The sequence below is a fragment of the Pseudoclavibacter sp. Marseille-Q434 genome (genome assembly GCF_050315415.1).
Lineage (GTDB): Bacteria > Actinomycetota > Actinomycetes > Actinomycetales > Microbacteriaceae > Pseudoclavibacter.
Map to the genome: position 1 here is coordinate 444047 of NZ_JBNPQH010000001.1, position 16460 is coordinate 460506.

Annotated in this window: 14 protein-coding genes; 10 read left to right on the top strand and 4 right to left on the bottom strand. The window is 68.3% G+C overall.

The annotated features are described in order from the left end of the window. Window positions 1-31: 31 nt before the first annotated feature. Window positions 32-1264, bottom strand: coding sequence for a DNA recombination protein RmuC (locus ACQFZP_RS02170; RefSeq protein WP_211890188.1), 1233 nt, complete (start codon window positions 1262-1264; stop codon window positions 32-34). A gap of 30 nt (window positions 1265-1294) precedes the next feature. Continuing rightward, window positions 1295-1924 (bottom strand): 3'-5' exonuclease, encoded by a 630-nt coding sequence (locus ACQFZP_RS02175; protein WP_249312001.1) that lies wholly within the window; start codon window positions 1922-1924, stop codon window positions 1295-1297. A gap of 201 nt (window positions 1925-2125) precedes the next feature. On the opposite strand from ACQFZP_RS02175, the gene ACQFZP_RS02180 reads away from it, so the two are divergent. The 6 genes from ACQFZP_RS02180 to ACQFZP_RS02205 all read left to right on the top strand — a co-directional run bounded on the left by ACQFZP_RS02180 (window position 2126) and on the right by ACQFZP_RS02205 (window position 8162). Continuing rightward, the gene (locus ACQFZP_RS02180) at window positions 2126-3046 is read left to right on the top strand and encodes a PIG-L deacetylase family protein (RefSeq protein ID WP_104312327.1); all 921 of its coding nucleotides are present in this window, start codon (window positions 2126-2128) and stop codon (window positions 3044-3046) included. After that, window positions 3043-3966, top strand: a complete 924-nt coding sequence (locus ACQFZP_RS02185) for an ATP-grasp domain-containing protein (protein WP_211890189.1) — start codon at window positions 3043-3045, stop codon at window positions 3964-3966. The genes ACQFZP_RS02180 and ACQFZP_RS02185 overlap by 4 nt, the downstream gene beginning before the upstream one ends. Then, window positions 3963-5252 carry a glycosyltransferase gene (locus ACQFZP_RS02190; RefSeq protein WP_211890190.1) on the top strand — a complete coding sequence of 430 codons (1290 nt, stop codon included), beginning with the start codon at window positions 3963-3965 and terminating at the stop codon, window positions 5250-5252. The genes ACQFZP_RS02185 and ACQFZP_RS02190 overlap by 4 nt, the downstream gene beginning before the upstream one ends. A 2-nt stretch (window positions 5253-5254) precedes the next feature. Beyond that, window positions 5255-6334, top strand: coding sequence for a hypothetical protein (locus ACQFZP_RS02195; RefSeq protein ID WP_211890191.1), 1080 nt, complete (start codon window positions 5255-5257; stop codon window positions 6332-6334). A gap of 26 nt (window positions 6335-6360) precedes the next feature. Beyond that, window positions 6361-7434, top strand: coding sequence for a redox-regulated ATPase YchF (gene ychF, locus ACQFZP_RS02200; RefSeq protein ID WP_104312323.1), 1074 nt, complete (start codon window positions 6361-6363; stop codon window positions 7432-7434). A gap of 185 nt (window positions 7435-7619) precedes the next feature. Further along, window positions 7620-8162 (top strand): mismatch-specific DNA-glycosylase, encoded by a 543-nt coding sequence (locus ACQFZP_RS02205; RefSeq protein ID WP_307852724.1) that lies wholly within the window; start codon window positions 7620-7622, stop codon window positions 8160-8162. A gap of 78 nt (window positions 8163-8240) precedes the next feature. Here ACQFZP_RS02205 and ACQFZP_RS02210 read toward each other — a convergent pair whose 3' ends face one another. Further along, complete coding sequence (locus ACQFZP_RS02210) at window positions 8241-9707, bottom strand: hypothetical protein (protein ID WP_211890192.1); 1467 nt, start codon at window positions 9705-9707, stop codon at window positions 8241-8243. A gap of 247 nt (window positions 9708-9954) precedes the next feature. Between ACQFZP_RS02210 and ACQFZP_RS02215 the strand changes: the two genes are divergently transcribed. From ACQFZP_RS02215 to ACQFZP_RS02230, 4 genes are all read left to right on the top strand, one after another. Then, window positions 9955-10992: a DUF6892 domain-containing protein gene (locus ACQFZP_RS02215; RefSeq protein WP_211890193.1), complete on the top strand. Its 1038-nt coding sequence runs from the start codon at window positions 9955-9957 to the stop codon at window positions 10990-10992. Between the two features lie 126 nt (window positions 10993-11118). Beyond that, a complete protein-coding gene (locus ACQFZP_RS02220) occupies window positions 11119-13353 on the top strand; it encodes a hypothetical protein (RefSeq protein WP_211890194.1) in 2235 nt (744 codons plus the stop codon). Beyond that, the gene (locus ACQFZP_RS02225) at window positions 13350-15119 is read left to right on the top strand and encodes an HSP90 family protein (RefSeq protein WP_211890195.1); all 1770 of its coding nucleotides are present in this window, start codon (window positions 13350-13352) and stop codon (window positions 15117-15119) included. Before ACQFZP_RS02220 ends, ACQFZP_RS02225 begins: the two co-directional genes overlap by 4 nt. 67 nt (window positions 15120-15186) lie before the next feature. Then, a complete protein-coding gene (locus ACQFZP_RS02230) occupies window positions 15187-15798 on the top strand; it encodes a dihydrofolate reductase family protein (protein WP_104312317.1) in 612 nt (203 codons plus the stop codon). Between the two features lie 54 nt (window positions 15799-15852). Here the strand turns inward: ACQFZP_RS02230 and ACQFZP_RS02235 are convergent, their stop codons facing one another. Next, the gene (locus tag ACQFZP_RS02235) at window positions 15853-16290 is read right to left on the bottom strand and encodes a hypothetical protein (protein WP_104312316.1); all 438 of its coding nucleotides are present in this window, start codon (window positions 16288-16290) and stop codon (window positions 15853-15855) included. Window positions 16291-16460: the final 170 nt, after the last annotated feature.

Below are 16460 nucleotides of genomic sequence, written 5' to 3' on the forward strand. Positions count from 1 at the left end.
CAGCGATGTCTCGGGTGACTTGGGGTGCGCGTCAGCGCCCGCCTGGCGCGCTCTCTGCCGCTCCGGACAGCGTGGGTTCGGTCAGTTCTGGCGCCGTGAGCCCGCGGAGCTGGTCCTCGACCGGCCGCGGGGTCGAGATCGGCGAGCCGATGTTGAGCGCGTCGAGTTTCCGGGCCGTTGGCAGCACGCGCGTCTCGAGCGAGCCGAGGAACGCGTTGTAGCTGGTCGTCGCCCCTGCGAGTGACCGACCGAGCTTGTCGATGTGGGTCGCGAGGGTGCCGAGGCGCGCGTGGAGTTGCGTGCTCAGCTCGAAGATCTCGTGTGCACGGTCTTCGAGGACGTCCTGCTGCCAGGCGTATGCGATGGCACGGAGCGTGGCCCACAGCGAGACCGGCGACGTGACCGCGACGCCACGGTGGATGGCGTCCTCGAGCAGCGAGGGATCGGCGGCGACGGCGGCCGAGAGCGCCGACTCGCTCGGCACGAACGCGATCACGAGCTCGGGCGATCCCGAGACCGCACCGGGGTAGCCGCGAGCGGCGAGCGCCGTGACGTGCGCCCTGAGCGTTTTCGCGTGTTCGCCCAGGAGGGTCCGCCGTCTGCTGGTCTCCTCCTCGTCGCCGAGCTCGCTGAGCTGGCTCGCTGCCAAGTACTTGGCCATCGGTGCCTTCGCGTCGATGACGAGGTGCTTGTCTCCGGGGAGGTGCACGAGCATGTCGGGGCGACCCGCTCCCTGCTCGCCGCTGACGCTCACCTGCGTGTCGAAGTCGACCCGTTCGAGCATCCCCGAGGCCTCGACGATGTTGCGAAGCTGCGCCTCGCCCCATACGCCGCGCGCCTGGTTGGACTGGAGCGCGGAGGCGAGCGAGTCGGTCGTCGCCCTGAGGCGTTCGTCTGCCTCGTGCTGGTTGCGGAGCTGCTCGCTGAGCTCGCCATGCTGCTGGAGCCGCTGCTCCTCGATGGACGCGACGGCCCGGCGCATGAGCTCGAGCTGCTTGTTCACCGGGGCGAGGGCCGTGAGCACCTGCTGCTCACCGACCTCCTTCGACCGTCGTGCCTCGAGCTGCGCTCGCTCACGCGCGAGAACACCCTCGAGGTGATGCTCCGCGGTCGCACGCGCCTCGTCTGCTGCTTCGGCTCGCGCGCTCGCACCGGCCAGCTCAGCTGCGAGCTGCTGACGCTGTGCTGCGCCGCGCATCGCGGCGACGGCGAAGCCGACGACGAGGCCGAGGAGGAGCCCGATGGCGAGGAGAAGAAGATCCATGCGTCCACCCTCGCAGGTGCCACCGACATTTCAGGCGAAGGTGGCCGCCGCAGTGAGTGTCGCCGCGCGTTCCCGCTCCTGATCGAGTTCGATCCGCTCGATGGCGACGTCACGGCTCGCTGCCAATGAGGCGAGGTCCGGAGCGCCGAACCGCCGTGCGCTGTCGATGACGATGGCCGCGCTCGCCTCTGCATCCGAAACAGGGTCGTGGTGGACCAGTGTCCGAAACCCTGCGGCTTCGGCGGCAACCGGGAGACGATACGAGTGCAGCTCGTAGCTTCGGCGCGCCAGTCGGAGGGAGCAGAAGTAGCGCAGGGCCGGCAATGCTGCCTGCGTCGCGAGGCTCGTCGCCAGCAGCACGCCGATGTCGAACCTCGCGTTGTGTGCCACGAGCACGTCGTCGCCGAGGAAGGCGAGCAGCGCCGGCAGCTGTCGCTCCCAGGGTTGGGACCCGCGGGTCATCTCCCGGCTGATGCCGTGCAGCTGCACGTTGAACGGGCGGAACTCATCGTGAGCGCTCGGCGGTCGGATGAGCCAGGTCGCACGATCGGCGATCCGCCCGTCGCGGACTCGGACCAGACCGACCGCGCACGCCGAGGCGGGGGAGCCGTTGGCGGTCTCGAAATCGATCGCCGTGAAGTCGATGGTCACGTCGTCCATGCTCGCACGCTGCGCCGTATTCGACCGCTCCCGGACGGAGAGTGGGAAGATGCTGGACTAACTTCATGGACTACTGACCTGATATTGCGGGATCACGAAGAAAGGCGTGCGGGCAAGCCGCCGTAAGATTCCCACAGCGGAATAGCACCCCGATGAGATGCAGGGGCGTTCGCCTCTGTGCAGGAAGAAGAAGGAATCTTCATGATCGTTGCGGTCCTCGGGGCTTCAGCGTGTCTGGGGCTCATCCTCTACGTGGCCGTGCGCATGGACAGGGCCCTGGTGTCAGCGGAGGTCGGGCCACCGGTGCGCTGGATGCTGCTCCTGTTCGCGAGCTTGCTCGGCTTCGCCTACTTCTTCCTGATCTTCCACGCTCAGGGCGACGATCACGCGCCGACGCAGCTGGAGGTGCTGGGAACAGTGGCGCTGTGCCTGCTCGCGGGGCTGCTCGTCGTCTTCATCGAGGCCGTGCACGCCAGGAGGCCGTCGGTCGTGCAGCCGAAGCGCGTCCTCGTGGTCGGGGCGCATCCGGATGACCTGGAGCTCGCGTGCGGCGGCACTGTCGCCTCGTACGTCGATGGCGGACACCAGGTCAAGGTCCTCGTGATGAGTCGTGGTCAGCGGGGCGGCGATCCGTCGGCGCGCATCCTCGAGGCACACGCCGGGGCGGCGATGCTCGGTGTCGACGATGTCACGGTGCACGACTTCCCGGACACGCAGCTGGCCGACGCGAACGGCAGCATGATCCGCGCGATCGAGAGCGCGATCGCATCCTTCGCGCCGACGGTCATCCTCACGCACTCGGAGCACGACCACCACCAGGACCACCAGGCGGTGCACCGTGCAGTCGTTCGAGCGGGGAGGCAGGCGTCGTCCATCCTCTGCTTCGAGTCTCCCTCGGTCACGCGGCAGTTCAACCCATCGATGTTCGTCGACATCGACGCGTTCATCGACGTCAAAGTCAAGGCGGTGCAGACGCACCGCGACCAGGCAGGGAAGCCGTACATGACCTCGAATCGGGTGCGCGGGATAGCGGCCTTCCGAGGGGCGCAGGCCAAGTGCGATCACGCGGAAGGGTTCGAGCTCGTGCGATATCTGCAGAACACAGGAGGACGCTTCTCATGATGAGGACAGTCTTGGTCACCGGGGCCGGAGGTCCCGCGGGGAAGGCGCTCGGACGGCAGCTCGCTTCTCTGCGCGCCAACGGTCTCGAGATCTTCGCGATCGGTACCGACATCACCGCTCTGTCGGACGAGAACTTCTCGATGACGGTGCAGGTACCGCGCGCGGACTCGCCGGACTACGCTCCGGCGCTTCGAGAGCTCGTCGTGCAGACGCGAGCCGACGTCGTCATTCCGACGGTGTCAGAAGAGCTCGTTCGGATCGCTGGAATCGCGCACCTGCTCGGAGAAGGTGAGCGGGAGCCAGCGGTCGTCGTCTCGCCGCCCGCTGCGACCACGCTCTGCGAGGACAAGCTCTTCACCATGTGGGCCCTTGACGCGGCCGGCGTCGCCGTGCCGAAGTTCACGGGTGGTGCCGAGCACGCGACCGCGCAGAGCGCACTCGATGCGTTCAATGGCCCGGTCATCGTGAAACCACGCGTGTCCCGCGGAGGCAGAGGCGTTCGCCTCATCGAAGACGCCCGCGACGACTGGGGTGGTGTGGACGCCCGAAGCCTCATCCAGGCCTTCGCGCCCGGCATCGAATACGCGCCCCAGGTCTACCGCTCACCTCGGACCGGAGAAACCAGCGTCGTGGTGCTGGAGAAGACCGTCATGAAGGAGGGCCGCATCGGGAACGCCGTCGAGACGACGCGGCTTGCCGCGCACGAGGCCGTCGATGTCGCGTGGCTGGCAGAGTCGGCCGTCACGAGGCTCGGACTCGTGGGGCCCGTCGACCTGGACATCCGGCGCGATGAGCATGGCGTGCCCGTCGTGCTCGAGGTCAACGCGCGCTTCGGGGCCAATTCAGAGCACGCTCCCGAGCTGCTCGCCTCGGTGCTCGCCGACTGGGCGTCCTTGGTGGAGCAACTGGACCCTGCATGACCCCGTGGCTCTTCTGGCCGCTGCTGATCCTCGGCACGCTCATCCTCGTGCTCGGGGCGCTGAAGCTGGTCTACCTGCCGCTCGCGGTGGCCTACGAGGTCTCGGCGAGTCGCCGTCGTCGCCATCGACCGCGTCATTCCGAAACGACGATCTTCGGGGCGAGCGCACCGTTCGTGAGCGTTGTCGTGCCCGCGTTCAACGAGGCGAATGTGCTCGAGAACTGCGTTCGGTCGCTGGCGCGTTCGAACTATCCAGCGTTCGAGATCATCCTGGTCGACGACGGATCCACGGATTCGACGTTCGCGCGGATGCAGGAGCTCGCGGCCGAGTATCCAGGGGTCACCGCGCTGACCAAAGCCAACGGCGGCAAGGGGTCTGCGCTGAACGTCGGCATCAAGGCTGCGCAGGGCGAAGTCCTGCTGTTGAGCGATGCCGACGGAGTATTCGGTGAGGACGCCATCGCGAGCATGATCGAAGCCTTCGCGGATCCGTCGGTCGGGGCTGTCTGCGGGGACGATCGGCCCGTCAACCTCGATCGAGTCCAGACGCGGTTCCTCGCCGTGATCAGCCACGTGGGCACGGGCCTCGTGCGCCGTGCCCTGCACGTGCTGCGGTGCCTCCCGATCGTCTCCGGCAACATCGGCGCGTTCCGTCGCGACGTGCTCGAACGCAGTGGGCTGCTCGCCGAGGACACACTTGGGGAGGATCTCGAGCTCACCTGGCGCATCTACCGCGCCGGGTTCCGAGTTGCGTTCGCACCGAGAGCGGTCGTCTTCGCCGAGAGCCCGTCGACGATCAGGGGACTGTGGCGCCAGCGAGTGCGGTGGGGTCGAGGCCTGCTGCAGACCTGCGGGAAGCACGCTGACATGATCGGGAATCCCCGCTTCGGGATCTTCGGCCTTTCCTTGATCTATCTGGTCGCCACATCGATCGTCGTGCCGATCGCCCAGCTGTTGATCGTGCCCCTGCTCATTCTTGCCGTCATGCTCGGCGACAGTTCGGCCGTTGCCTCGGATGCGTGGCAGTTCGTGCTCTGGCTCGGACTCCCGGTCGCGGTTCTCTTCCTGCTCGTCGCTGTCGCGCTCAACCGCGCCTGGGGTGATCTGCGGTTCGCGTGGACCCTGGTGCTGTGGCCCGTCTATTCCTCGCTCATGAGCGTGGTGTTCGTGCGGGCGCTCTCCCTGGAACTCCGAAAGGCCCCACAACGATGGAACAAGCTCGAACGAACCGGGGTCGTGTCCCGCACCAGCACGGAGCGCGTCGCCGCGCCGCTCTCTGCGTCCTGACCGTGGTCTCGCTCTTGGGCCTCACCGCATGTGCCGACGACTCGCTGATCGTCGACCCGGAGGTGCGGGCCGTGAGCCTCGGCTTCGAGGACGTCGCCAACGCCGACACGGATTGGTCTGCGGTCCGAGCCGACCTCGAATCTGTGAACGCGAATGCCGTGCACCTCGCAGTGGGGCGTGTCGAGTGGTCGGCCTTCCCCTGGGCGAAGCATGCGGATCGCAACTCGTCTCTTGTCGAAGAGACCGGAACCGACTACGTGCAGCGTGCGATCGATGAGGTCGGCACCCAGCCGGACGGGACACCTCGACGGATCGTGCTGACGATCGACGCCCTGATCCCCGAGCTCATCGCCGCTGACCCCGAGCTCGCAGGGGTCGACGCATCTGGCCAGCGGTCGGAATCCTTCTCGTCCGCGTCTGCGCTCGCGGACGGACCGGTGGGGGACCGGCTCGTCGAGATGGTCGGGTACGTCGCCAGGACCTACGACGCTGACGAGGTCACGCTCACGGAGATCATGTTCGATGGGTCCACATTCGGCGATGACGACCGCGAACTGTACATGTCGATGTTCGGCGCAGCCGACTGGCCACGAGACGCAGACGGTGCGATCGATACCGGGCATCCGTCGATCGGCGCGTGGCGGTCGCAGGTGATCGCCCAGCTCGCATCCCGTGCACGTGTGGCGGCGAACGCGGCCGGCAGTGAGCTGGCGCTGGATGTGCGCACGTCGTGGGAAGACCCGGTCTCCGGACGCGCCGAGAGCGGCCACGACCTCTCGGTGCTCGCGGGGGCCGTCGATCGGCTCATCGTCTGGAACTACTTCGGCATGAGCGGTGCGTCTGGCGATGACTCGACCACCCTGACGCGCGCGTTCCGTGACGCGGGTATCGATCCGACGATGGTGACGATGTCAGTGGGGCTGTGGACCGACGACGGGGACGTGTTGCTCGATCCGGCTGATTTCGGGGCAGGGGTTCGCGCTTCCGCGAGCTACGGGGTGACGAGTGTCGCCGTCACGCCGCGCTCGCTCATGACGCGAGCGCACTGGGACGCGCTCGCGTCGGTCTGGAGTGCCGAATGACGCTCGGCCCCGTACGATAGACCCTCGTGGCTCTTACTCTTGGCATCGTCGGCCTGCCCAACGTCGGCAAATCGACCCTTTTCAACGCACTCACGAAGAACCAGGTTCTCGCGGCGAACTACCCGTTCGCGACGATCGAGCCGAACGTGGGGGTCGTCGAGCTGCCCGACGCTCGCCTGAAGGTGCTGGCCGAGATCTTCGGCTCGGAGCGCATCCTCCCCGCAGCGGTGTCGTTCGTCGACATCGCCGGCATCGTGCGCGGTGCGAGCGAGGGGGAGGGCCTCGGCAACCAGTTCCTCGCGAACATCCGTGAAGCGGATGCGATCGTGCAGGTTGTGCGCGGCTTCGAAGACGGCGACGTGGTGCATGTCGACGGCAAGGTCGAGCCGGCCAGCGACATGGAGACGATCAACACCGAGCTGATCCTCGCCGATCTGCAGACCATCGAGAAGGCGCTGCCGCGCTTCGAGAAGGAGGTCAAGCAGAAGCGTCTTGACTCGTCCGTGCTCGAGGCGGCGAACGAGGCCAAGGCGGCGCTCGACGAGGGCACGCTGCTCTCGGCGACGAAGATCGATCTCGAGCCCGTCAAGGAGCTCGGCCTGCTGACGGCCAAGCCCATGATCTTCGTCTTCAACATCGACGAGGCCGCGCTGAGCAGCGAGGAGAAGCTGGCCGAGCTGGCCGCGCTCGTCGCACCCGCGAAGGCGATCTTCCTCGACGCGCAGACCGAGTCGGAGCTCATCGACCTGGACCCCGAAGAAGCGGCAGAGCTGCTCGCGTCGCTCGGCCAGGACGAGTCGGGCCTCAGCCAGCTCGCGCGCATCGGCTTCGACACGCTCGGCCTGCAGACGTACCTCACCGCCGGCCCAAAGGAGTCGCGCGCGTGGACGATCCGCAAGGGCTGGAAGGCCCCGGCTGCGGCCGGCGTCATCCACACCGATTTCGAGCGCGGCTTCATCAAGGCCGAGGTCATCTCGTTCGATGACCTCGTCGAGACCGGCTCCACCGCCGAGGCTCGCGCCAAGGGCAAGGCCCGCATGGAGGGCAAGGACTACGTCATGCAGGACGGCGACGTCGTCGAGTTCCGCTTCAACGTGTAGCGGTGGCAGCGTCCACCGTCTGATTCGTGCAGACCAGCCTCGGACCGTCGATGGAAGGAACTGCAGTGAGTGACGCGCCCGTTTTCGCGCCCGTCCCTGCCAGGGAGCGTCGGGAGTCGCCGCTTGGTGGTCGGAAACCTCTGACTTCCGAGCTTGCAGCGTTCCAGGGCAGCGACGCCGATGCCGTGGACGACATTCTCCCCGTCGATCTCGCGACGGTCCGTCTCCTCATCGTGGGCGTCAACCCGGGGCTGTGGACGGCGGCGGTCAACGCCCCGTTCGCCCGACCGGGCAACCGATTCTGGCCCTCGTTGCACCGAGCCGGGTTCACGGACCACGTCGTCGACGCCTCGCGCGGACTTCTGGCCGACGACGAGCAGTCGCTGTTGCGCCGCGGCATCGCGATCACGAACCTGGTCGGTCGCGCCACGGTACGAGCGGACGAGCTCTCGCGCTCAGAGTTGCAGACCGGTGGGCGGCGACTCGTCGAACGTGTGCGGGACATGCGTCCGGACGCGGTGGCCGTTGCGGGTATCACCGCCTTCCGGACCGCATTCGCGCTGCCCAAGGCGGTGCTCGGACGGCAGGATGTGCTCGCGATCGACGGTTGGCCTGAAGGCGTCGACCTCTGGGTCGTTCCTCAGCCGAGCGGGCTGAACGCGCATGAGACGATCGACTCGCTCGCGGCCAAATGGCGAGAGGTCTGGGATTCGCTGCCACCCGAGTGACGCTCCGTACCTGGACTGAACAGGTCAGGTCCCGGACCGAGCAGAGGGCTACGCCGCGAGCGCCGCTGGGACTGGGCCTCAGCGGTCGCGGTGCGGCAGCCAGAGGTGGACGTCGATGTCTTCCGGCTGCTCCAGGCTCACCGCGATGGTCGTGATGTGCACGCCGTCGCGTGCGTGCACGTGGATCCAGCCCTGCTCGAAGTCGCGCAGATCGTCGTGCTCGCCGATGTACGTCGGCACTCCGAACGGGAGGTCCTTCCGCGTCGGACTGGCGGGAGTCCCGTCGACGAACGCGGCGAAGCGCTCGGGCTGGGAGCCTGCGCCGCCGATCTCGACACGCTCGAGACAGCCATCGCGGAACGAGAGGTCGACCCCGTCGAGCCGGCCGACCGCCAACACCAGCGGATGCTCTTCCGGCAGGCCGAGGGCGTCGAGGAACATCGTGAACTCGCCGGAACGCCACCGGTGGATGCGGTGCGACACGCTCACCCCGACAGGGAGCGCCGTCAGCTCGATCACCGCCGCGTCGGCTTCGGCCGAGCTGTACTCCGTCATCAGATCGCAGGCGCCGAACCGTCGGAGCTCCATCCGGCCGGTCGTCGACAGCGGTGCACCAAGCGTGTGGCGTGCCTCCTCCCGTGTCCGCGGGTAGCGCGGACCACGCGCGAGCGCCGTCACACCGACCGGCGGTGGAGCGACCGACTCAGGGGAGGGGCGGAGGCGAACGCTCAGCACGCGGGCGTCTTCGACCTGCACCTCCGCGCCGCTGTCGAACTCGAGGAGGCGCCTCGGGAACCCCGACGACACGGCCCAGCGCCGACGGACCTCCCCGAGCAGCTCGCTCCCGCGCGTCCACGCGAAGCCACCCTCCAGCTCGCCGAGCATCCCGAAGACGGGCTTCAACGGCCCGTCCGGCAGCGGACGCGGCTCGGGACGCTCGAGGAGGACCTCGGCAAGACCCTCAGCGTCGTAGCGGACGCGCACGAGATCACCCTCGAGGCCGTGCACGTCCGAGTCTGCCTCGGCGGGAGCGCCCAGCACCGCCGACACCTGAGGTCGACTCGCCCCGGCACCGAGCCCGGCGATGAGGCCAGCCGGTCGCGGATAGGCGGGGTCCCCGCTCAGCGTGAAGCGGATGCCTGCGACGCGCCCGGCATCCACGGTCACGTCCTCCGTCCCGCCCGCGAGCGCCCGCGAGACCGTCGCGCGTTCCGAATCCAGCGCCTCACCCAGGGCGTCCACGTGGTGCCAGATCTCCCCGTCGACGCGGGGAGGGAACATGCGGCTCCTCGCGGGGACCCACTGCTCGGGGTACCAGGACCCGCCACGGGGGTCGAAGAGCCTGAGGTCGTCGTGCTTGCCAGACCAGCACTCGCCGACGAACCCTGGTTTGACCGAGTCCCAGAGCAGCTCCCCGACGTACTGCTGGGCGGTGAGCTCGAAGAGCGCATCCGCGGAGCCGTGCCCGACCTGCTGGTCGACGCCGACCCAGGTGGTTCCGGTCGACGTCTCGACGCCGAGGCTCGGCTGGCTCCTGACCTGCACGAAGCACCGCGAGTCCCGCCCTGCCGCCTTCGATCTGCTTCTGCGCTTCGACACTCGGGGTCCGCCAATCCGGTCTGCCAGGGCAGGGGCAGCGCACTGACAGCAGCAACTGTGCCCGGATGCTTGTCGACGGTGCCCTCAAGCACCGCCGGTGCCGGTCGCCGAATCGGCACGGAACGCTGCTCGGGCACACGCGTGCCGCCTCGCATACTGGTGGCGTCGGTTGAGCCTCGAGGAAGTGGTGGTCATGAGCAGAGACGTGAACATGCCGAGCATCGATGTCTCGCGGGACGGGCTGCGCATCGACGGCGTGCCCGTCGACGCGCAGAGCGTCCGAGCCCTGACGGACGCGCTGGGTTCACCGCGCACCCTTCCACCGAACGGGAGCACGACCTGGGTCGTCTGGGACGACGTCGGCGTGCGCGCGTCCACGAAGGACGGCGAAGTAGCGACGGGCGTCTCCGTGACCCTGGCGACCGATGCGCGCAGAGAGGCGAAGCGCGACGAATCGGCGAGTCTCTACCGCCCGTCTGGTGCCTACACGGGTGCGTTCACCATCGAGGGGCAGCCGCCGATCGCAGCAGCCCCGGATGCGGAGCTCCGGAAGGCGTACCTGATGCTTCGGTTCAGGGTCGGGGATTGGGAGTTCGTCCTGCTCCTGAACGCCACCGAGCTGCGAGAGCTCCACGCGATGGAGGCCCGGGAGCGCTTCGCCAGACAGCAGACCGAGGAGCTGGCGGACATGGTCCGGTCAGCGCACGCTCCGGTCACGGAGATCATCGCCTCGTACAGGCCCGTGCCGCCGGTGAAGAAGCCGTCCGGGAAATGGAAGCTTCCGGTGCTCGAGGAGCCGACACTCCCGCTGAAGTCGTTCCCGTTCCGTCTCGCGATCCTCAACGAGCTCATGTTCGTTCAGCGGGTGCTCGGTCCGCGCTTCAACGTGTACGACTTCGCTCAGGATCAAGGAGCGAAGAACTTCGATCCGGACGCGTACTACGACACCATGATCCCTTCCGTGCGCGCCTGGCTGCGCAGGTATCCGATCCCTACGCGCGTAGCAGGGAAGGTCGAGGAGCTCGTCCTCGACGGAGGCAATGAAATCTACGCGCAGCTGATTCCGCAGTGGGATGGGGAGGACAGCAGCTTCGACATCGCAACGATCACCGACCACGACCTCGCGCCGTTCACGAACCTCCGGCGAGTGGACGACATCGGCGGTCTCCTCGGGCCCCGCGCACGCAGGGCGCTCGCGCGGCGCGACGTGCAGGTCGACCGTGCCGACTGAGCCGTCCTTCTGTGAGCAGCACGCGAGGGCCTCGTCATCCAGGAGCACTCGGTCGACGGCGACGGGCATCTTCAGCACGGCCTGGGTAGGGTCGTCGCGAGGACACGTCCCCAGAGGAGGCCCACGATGATCGCGTATTCAGAGATAGGCACGCTCGACGACGAGCAGCAGGAACGCATCCAGAGTCTCTTCGAGCGCAGCTCCGCTATCTGGGACCTCCCCGAAGACGAGGGGAAGCTCGAGGTCTGGGACGAGTTCATCGCGGACTGCGAACGTGCGGAGTTCCCGCACCTCGTCGCCAGTGCGCGCTTCGGTCAGTACACCACCCTCATCAAAGGGGGACTCGCGCTGCGGGCGCTCGACGCATACGTGCGCCTCATGCAGGTCATCCACCGCCACGGCGACCTCATCGCGCCCGAGAACGTGAACCGCATGCTCAACTCCATCGCGACGGCAAGCATGACGCTCGTCGACGACCCGGTCGTGCCGCTCGAGCAGATCACCCGTGCCATCGATCTCGTCGAGCAGCAGATACGACAGCGGGGTGCCGACGTCGTCGGCGTCTACGTCGCCCGAGCCGCCGTCGCGGCCGCGAAAGGAGACGCCGCGGCGACGCTCGACTGGGTGCAGCGTTGGCGATCCGAGAACAGCGTCGAATGGCGTCCGGACGACTCCGGTGTCATCCAGATGGAGCTGCCTCTGGTGGCCCGCTTCGATCTGCCGCGCGCGACGGAGACGCTCGAGCAGCGGTTGCGGATGCTCGAGATCGACCCTCGCGCGTTCGACGAGGCGCGTTCCGAGGCGGTGAACGCCTTGCCGCTGCTCATCATGCTCGCCTTCTTCTACGTTCGCGCGGGTCGGCGAGCGGACGCGAACCTCATCGCCGACCAGTTGCTCGCCGAGGTCGGATCCGCCCGGCTCGCTCGAGACGGTGTCGCCGAGTTCCTCATCCCCGTCCTGGAAGAGCGGCCGGATGCAGCGCTCGCTTCCGTCGACCACACCCTCCGCAACCTGCACCTCGATGGGAGTGACTGGGAGGCGACAGCCGCCGTCGCGCGCAGCCGCATCCTCGCCGACCCGACCGGGGAGGAGGGCAAGCTGCTGAGGGCGCTGGCCGAGCAGTCCGCCGCCGCCTTGGACCGGCGTGGCGGCACCGACGTGCACTCTCGCGAACTCGAGACATTCTGGTGGGCGGGGCTCCCCACCCATCCACGGCCCACCCTCGTCGATGACCCGGAGGTCTGGGGCGATGTGGAAGAACGAGCCGAGGCGATTCTCGCCGCGGGCTGGCTGCCTCGCACGGCGTCGGTGAGCTCCGAGGACCCGCCTATCTCCATCAAGCACCGCTACGTCGCGCACCTCGGCGACACGATGGAGCTGCTCTCCGCCGAGACGCCCGAAGAAGCCGACGCCCTCGCGGCCTCCCTCGCGGCGCGCTCGGAGCAGCTCGAGTGCGCGTCGACCCGCTACTGCGTGCCGTTGCTCCACGGTCTCAGGGCGGGTCAGCAGGGCAGGATCGCCACGCTCGTTCGCGACTTCCGCAGTTCGCAGACGGAGCTCCTGCGCGCGCACGACGCCATCGAGGACGCCTTCCAGGCGATCGGCGAGCGCTTCTTCGCGGTGACCGTCGAACAGGCAGTCGCATCGCCCGACGTCGCGTGGTCGGAGATCGAGGAGCTCATCCAGACCGAGACTCGCCTGCGGGAGGTCACCGGTGGCCCGCTCGCGCACCTCTCGCTCGCGCGCGCGGAGATCGCCGCCCACCGCGACGATGGCTCGGCCCTGCGCGCGGCCGTCGAGCAGGTGCAGCACGAGCTGGCGGCAGAGGAGAAGCTGCTCGACCGGGTCACAGTCGACCTCGAAGTCGTTCGGCTGACCGCCCTGGTCGAGCCCGCCTTCGCGGCGGCGACGGCCAAACGCGTCCGCGCGATCGGGGATGCTGAGCAGATTCGAGCCGCGACCGCGTGGCTGTGCTGGCTGGATGCCCGTTCCGGAGACAGGGCGGCCTCAGCCGAGCTTGTTCGGCTCCTGGAGAGCGTCGACGGGGATGTCACAGAGTTCGGGCCGTTACCCGGATGGGTGCTGCTCGAGGGGATAGCCGCCCCCGGTGCCGACTTCGGACGGATCGTCGATGCGCTGCTCGATGAGGTCGACGAGTCGCCAAGCGAACTCATGGTCCTCGCCGCCTGCGGCAGCGCGCTGCTCGCCACATCCCCTGACGATCCGCGGGGCCCGAGACTCCGTTCGCGGGTCGCGGACCTCACCCGCGGTCTGGACGCCCGGAACGGGGATGACGGGTGGAGCACCTGGGTGCGGGACCGGTGGTTCCCGGGCGACACCTCCTTCGGGGTGTCCGCATGAGCGGGGAGAGCTTCCGAGTCGACCTGCGCGGCATCGTCGACATCCTGTCCCACCACCTGTACTCCAGCCCGCGCGTGTACCTCCGCGAGCTGATCCAGAACGCCAGGGACGCGGTGGTGGCCAGAAGCGAATCCGATCCGTCCGCCCCTCGGGAGATCGCGATCGAGATCGAAGACGGCGGGGCCGTGCTGGTCCGCGACTCCGGCATCGGGCTGACCGAGGAGGAGATGCGGTCGGTGCTCGCGACCATCGGCGCCTCGAGCAAGCGGAGCGACTTCACGCGAGTGCGTCGTCAGTACCTGGGCCAGTTCGGCATCGGGCTGCTGTCGTGCTTCCTCATCGCCGATCGCATCGAGGTGCGGTCGCGCAGCGCCCGTTCGGCCGACGCGCCGACGCTGAGCTGGGTCGGGGACTCTGATGGCACATTCACGATCACCAGCGCCCAGACGCCTCTCCCGGACGCCGGCACCGAGGTGCGAGTGCAGGCGCGCGCCGACGACCGGGAGTGGGTCGAACCGGTGCGGGTGCAACTGCTCGCTGAGCGTTTCGCGAGCTTGCTCGAGCTGCCCATCAAGCTGCAGACCGGTGCGCACGCGCAGTCCGAGATCGTCAGCACCCGGACGCCGCCATGGAGAGGCTCCGGCCTCGAGGCGACCGCCTGGTGTCATCGCGAGCTCGGATTCGCGCCCCTCGCCGTGCTTCCCATCGACGTGCCCACGGCCGGTGTGGTCGGGGTGGCCTTCATCTCGGACAGCCCGGGGCGGGTCGGGAACCGACACGGTGACACCGTCTACTCTCACGGCATGTTCGTCGCCGACGACAACGTGCAGCTGGCTCCGAACTGGGCCTACTTCGTGCGACTCGCCGTCGAGGGCGGCGACCTCGCCCTGACCGCCTCCCGAGAATCCCTGCAGGACTCGCCGGCGATCGGCGACGTGAAAGCGCAGATCGGGACGCAGCTCAGGCAGGGGATCGAGCACTTCGCGCTGAGCGACCCGGTCGGCTTCGACCGATTCATGGACGTCCACGCGAAGGGCATCCTCGCCATGGCGGCGGGCGATGACGACATGCTCGACCTCGTGATCGGCCACGTGCCCTGGGCGACCAGCGAAGGCACGATGACGCTCGCGCAGATCCTGCGCCTCTCGGACGATGTGCGGTACACGACGTCGATGACCGACTTCACCGCGTTCGCCCCGCTCCTGCGCGCGAAGCGATCGCTGCTCGTCAACGGCTCCTATGTCTACGGCAGCGAGATCCTCCGCAAGGTGCGTGAGCGCCGCGGGCATACGGCGCGCGTGCGCGCCTTCGACCCGCACGCGTTCCTCGACTCCCTCCCGGAACCGCGCGAGGGTGGCGCGGAGGCCCGCGGGTTCGAGGTGCACGCCCGTGCAGTCCTCGAACGGCTCGGCGTGGACCTCGATCTACGGGCGTTCGCGCCTGCATCCACGCCTTCCCTGTTCGTGGCCGCCGGTGATGACCACTTGAGTCAGCTGGCGGATGACGGTGCTGAGGCAGACCCTTGGGCGGGGTTGCTCAGCGAGCCTGAGGCGTCGCCTGCGCGACCGCGGCTCGTCATGAACGTCACGAGCGACGCGGTGCGCTCCCTCGTGCACGTGCGCGACGAGCGAGTGCGGGCGGAAGCCATCAGCGGGCTCTATGTCATCGGCCTCCTTCGGGCCGGCCAGACGCTCGACGAACGGCACGGTGAACTGCTCAGCAGCACGTTGCACACCCTGATCACGGCGGCGGGTGGCGGGGAGTGATGCCCGGGCTGAATCGGGAGTAGGGTCGCGGTCACGATCTGATCTCGTGTCCAACGGAGGGCCCCGAATGTCCGACACCACGTGCCACATGTCCATCTCCCTGGACGGCTTCGTCGCCGGCCCCGAGCAGAGCCGCGAGCATCCCCTCGGCCGGGGAGGGCACGGCCTCCACACGTGGCACATGGGGGATCCGCGCGCGACCGACGCCGACGAGGTCGCGGCCAGCTGGCTCATGCGGCCCCGAGGCGCCTACGTCATGGGCCGGAACATGTTCGGCCCGATTCGCGGCGAATGGGACGGAGAGTGGCGAGGATGGTGGGGCGATGAGCCCCCGTACCATGCGCCGGTGTTCGTGCTCACGCATCACGCCCGCGAGCCAATCGAGATGGAAGGCGGCACGACCTTCCACTTCGTGACCGACGGGTTCGACGCCGCCTTCGCCCGGGCCCTGTCCGTCGCGGACGGCAACGGCGTCGACATCGCCGGTGGCGCCTCCACGGTCCGACAGGCACTGCAGGCCGGCGTCATCGACGAGCTCGCCCTCGACATCGCGCCCGTGCTGCTCGGTGGCGGCGAGCGGATGTTCGACGGCGTCGAGACGTTCGGGTACGAACCGGTCGAGGTGCTGCACTCACCGCTCGCCACGCACATCCGGTACCGCAGAGCCGCACACGGCTGAGAGAGCGGGCCAGGCGGGAAGCCCCTGCCTGGCCCGAGTCCGACTCCGTCGCGCTTACGCGCCCGCGGCCCTGCGCACGTAATCGGCGATGGTCTTCTCAGTCTCCGGCGTCAGCGTGATGAGCGCGAACGACGTCACCCAGAGGTCGCCGTCATCGAGCTTCGCGGCCTCCTCGAAGCCGAGCGTTGCGTACCGAGTCGTGAACTTCGATGCCGCCTTGAAGAACACGACGACCTTGCCGTCTGCGTCGGTGTAGGCGGGGAAGCCGTACCAGGTCTTCGGCATGAGCTGCGGGGCGACGTCCTTCACGATGCGGTCGACGCCCTCGGCGAGCGCCTTGTCCTCGTCGGTCATCTCCGCGATCGCCTTCTGGATAGCCGCGTCGCCCGCGGCCCGGTTCTTGCCCGCCTTCTGCTCGGCGCGCAGCTCCGCGGCACGCTGCTTGACCGCCTCGCGCTCGTCCTTCGAGAGTCCGGTCGTCTTCTCCGCCATGGCAGCTTCCTTCGTTCAGTCGTGAGCAGGTGAATCACGACTACGGTACGACCCCTGGCGCGGGGATGCTTCTCCGAACCTGCTCGGTCTCCTCGAGCTCGCGAGTTCGAGGTCGTCTCGGGCCGGGTGGCGCGAATCCCCAGCTCGGTCGCCGAGGATGGGCGCGTCTG

Excerpts from the sequence above, each read along its gene's own strand:
- ACQFZP_RS02170 (WP_211890188.1), bottom strand. The coding sequence starts at position 1,264 with ATGGATCTTCTTCTCCTCGCCATCGGGCTCCTCCTCGGCCTCGTCGTC.
- ACQFZP_RS02175 (WP_249312001.1), bottom strand. The coding sequence starts at position 1,924 with ATGGACGACGTGACCATCGACTTCACGGCGATCGATTTCGAGACCGCC.
- ACQFZP_RS02180 (WP_104312327.1), top strand. The coding sequence starts at position 2,126 with ATGATCGTTGCGGTCCTCGGGGCTTCAGCGTGTCTGGGGCTCATCCTC.
- ACQFZP_RS02185 (WP_211890189.1), top strand. The coding sequence starts at position 3,043 with ATGATGAGGACAGTCTTGGTCACCGGGGCCGGAGGTCCCGCGGGGAAG.
- ACQFZP_RS02190 (WP_211890190.1), top strand. The coding sequence starts at position 3,963 with ATGACCCCGTGGCTCTTCTGGCCGCTGCTGATCCTCGGCACGCTCATC.
- ACQFZP_RS02215 (WP_211890193.1), top strand. The coding sequence starts at position 9,955 with ATGAGCAGAGACGTGAACATGCCGAGCATCGATGTCTCGCGGGACGGG.
- ACQFZP_RS02220 (WP_211890194.1), top strand. The coding sequence starts at position 11,119 with ATGATCGCGTATTCAGAGATAGGCACGCTCGACGACGAGCAGCAGGAA.
- ACQFZP_RS02225 (WP_211890195.1), top strand. The coding sequence starts at position 13,350 with ATGAGCGGGGAGAGCTTCCGAGTCGACCTGCGCGGCATCGTCGACATC.
- ACQFZP_RS02230 (WP_104312317.1), top strand. The coding sequence starts at position 15,187 with ATGTCCGACACCACGTGCCACATGTCCATCTCCCTGGACGGCTTCGTC.
- ACQFZP_RS02235 (WP_104312316.1), bottom strand. The coding sequence starts at position 16,290 with ATGGCGGAGAAGACGACCGGACTCTCGAAGGACGAGCGCGAGGCGGTC.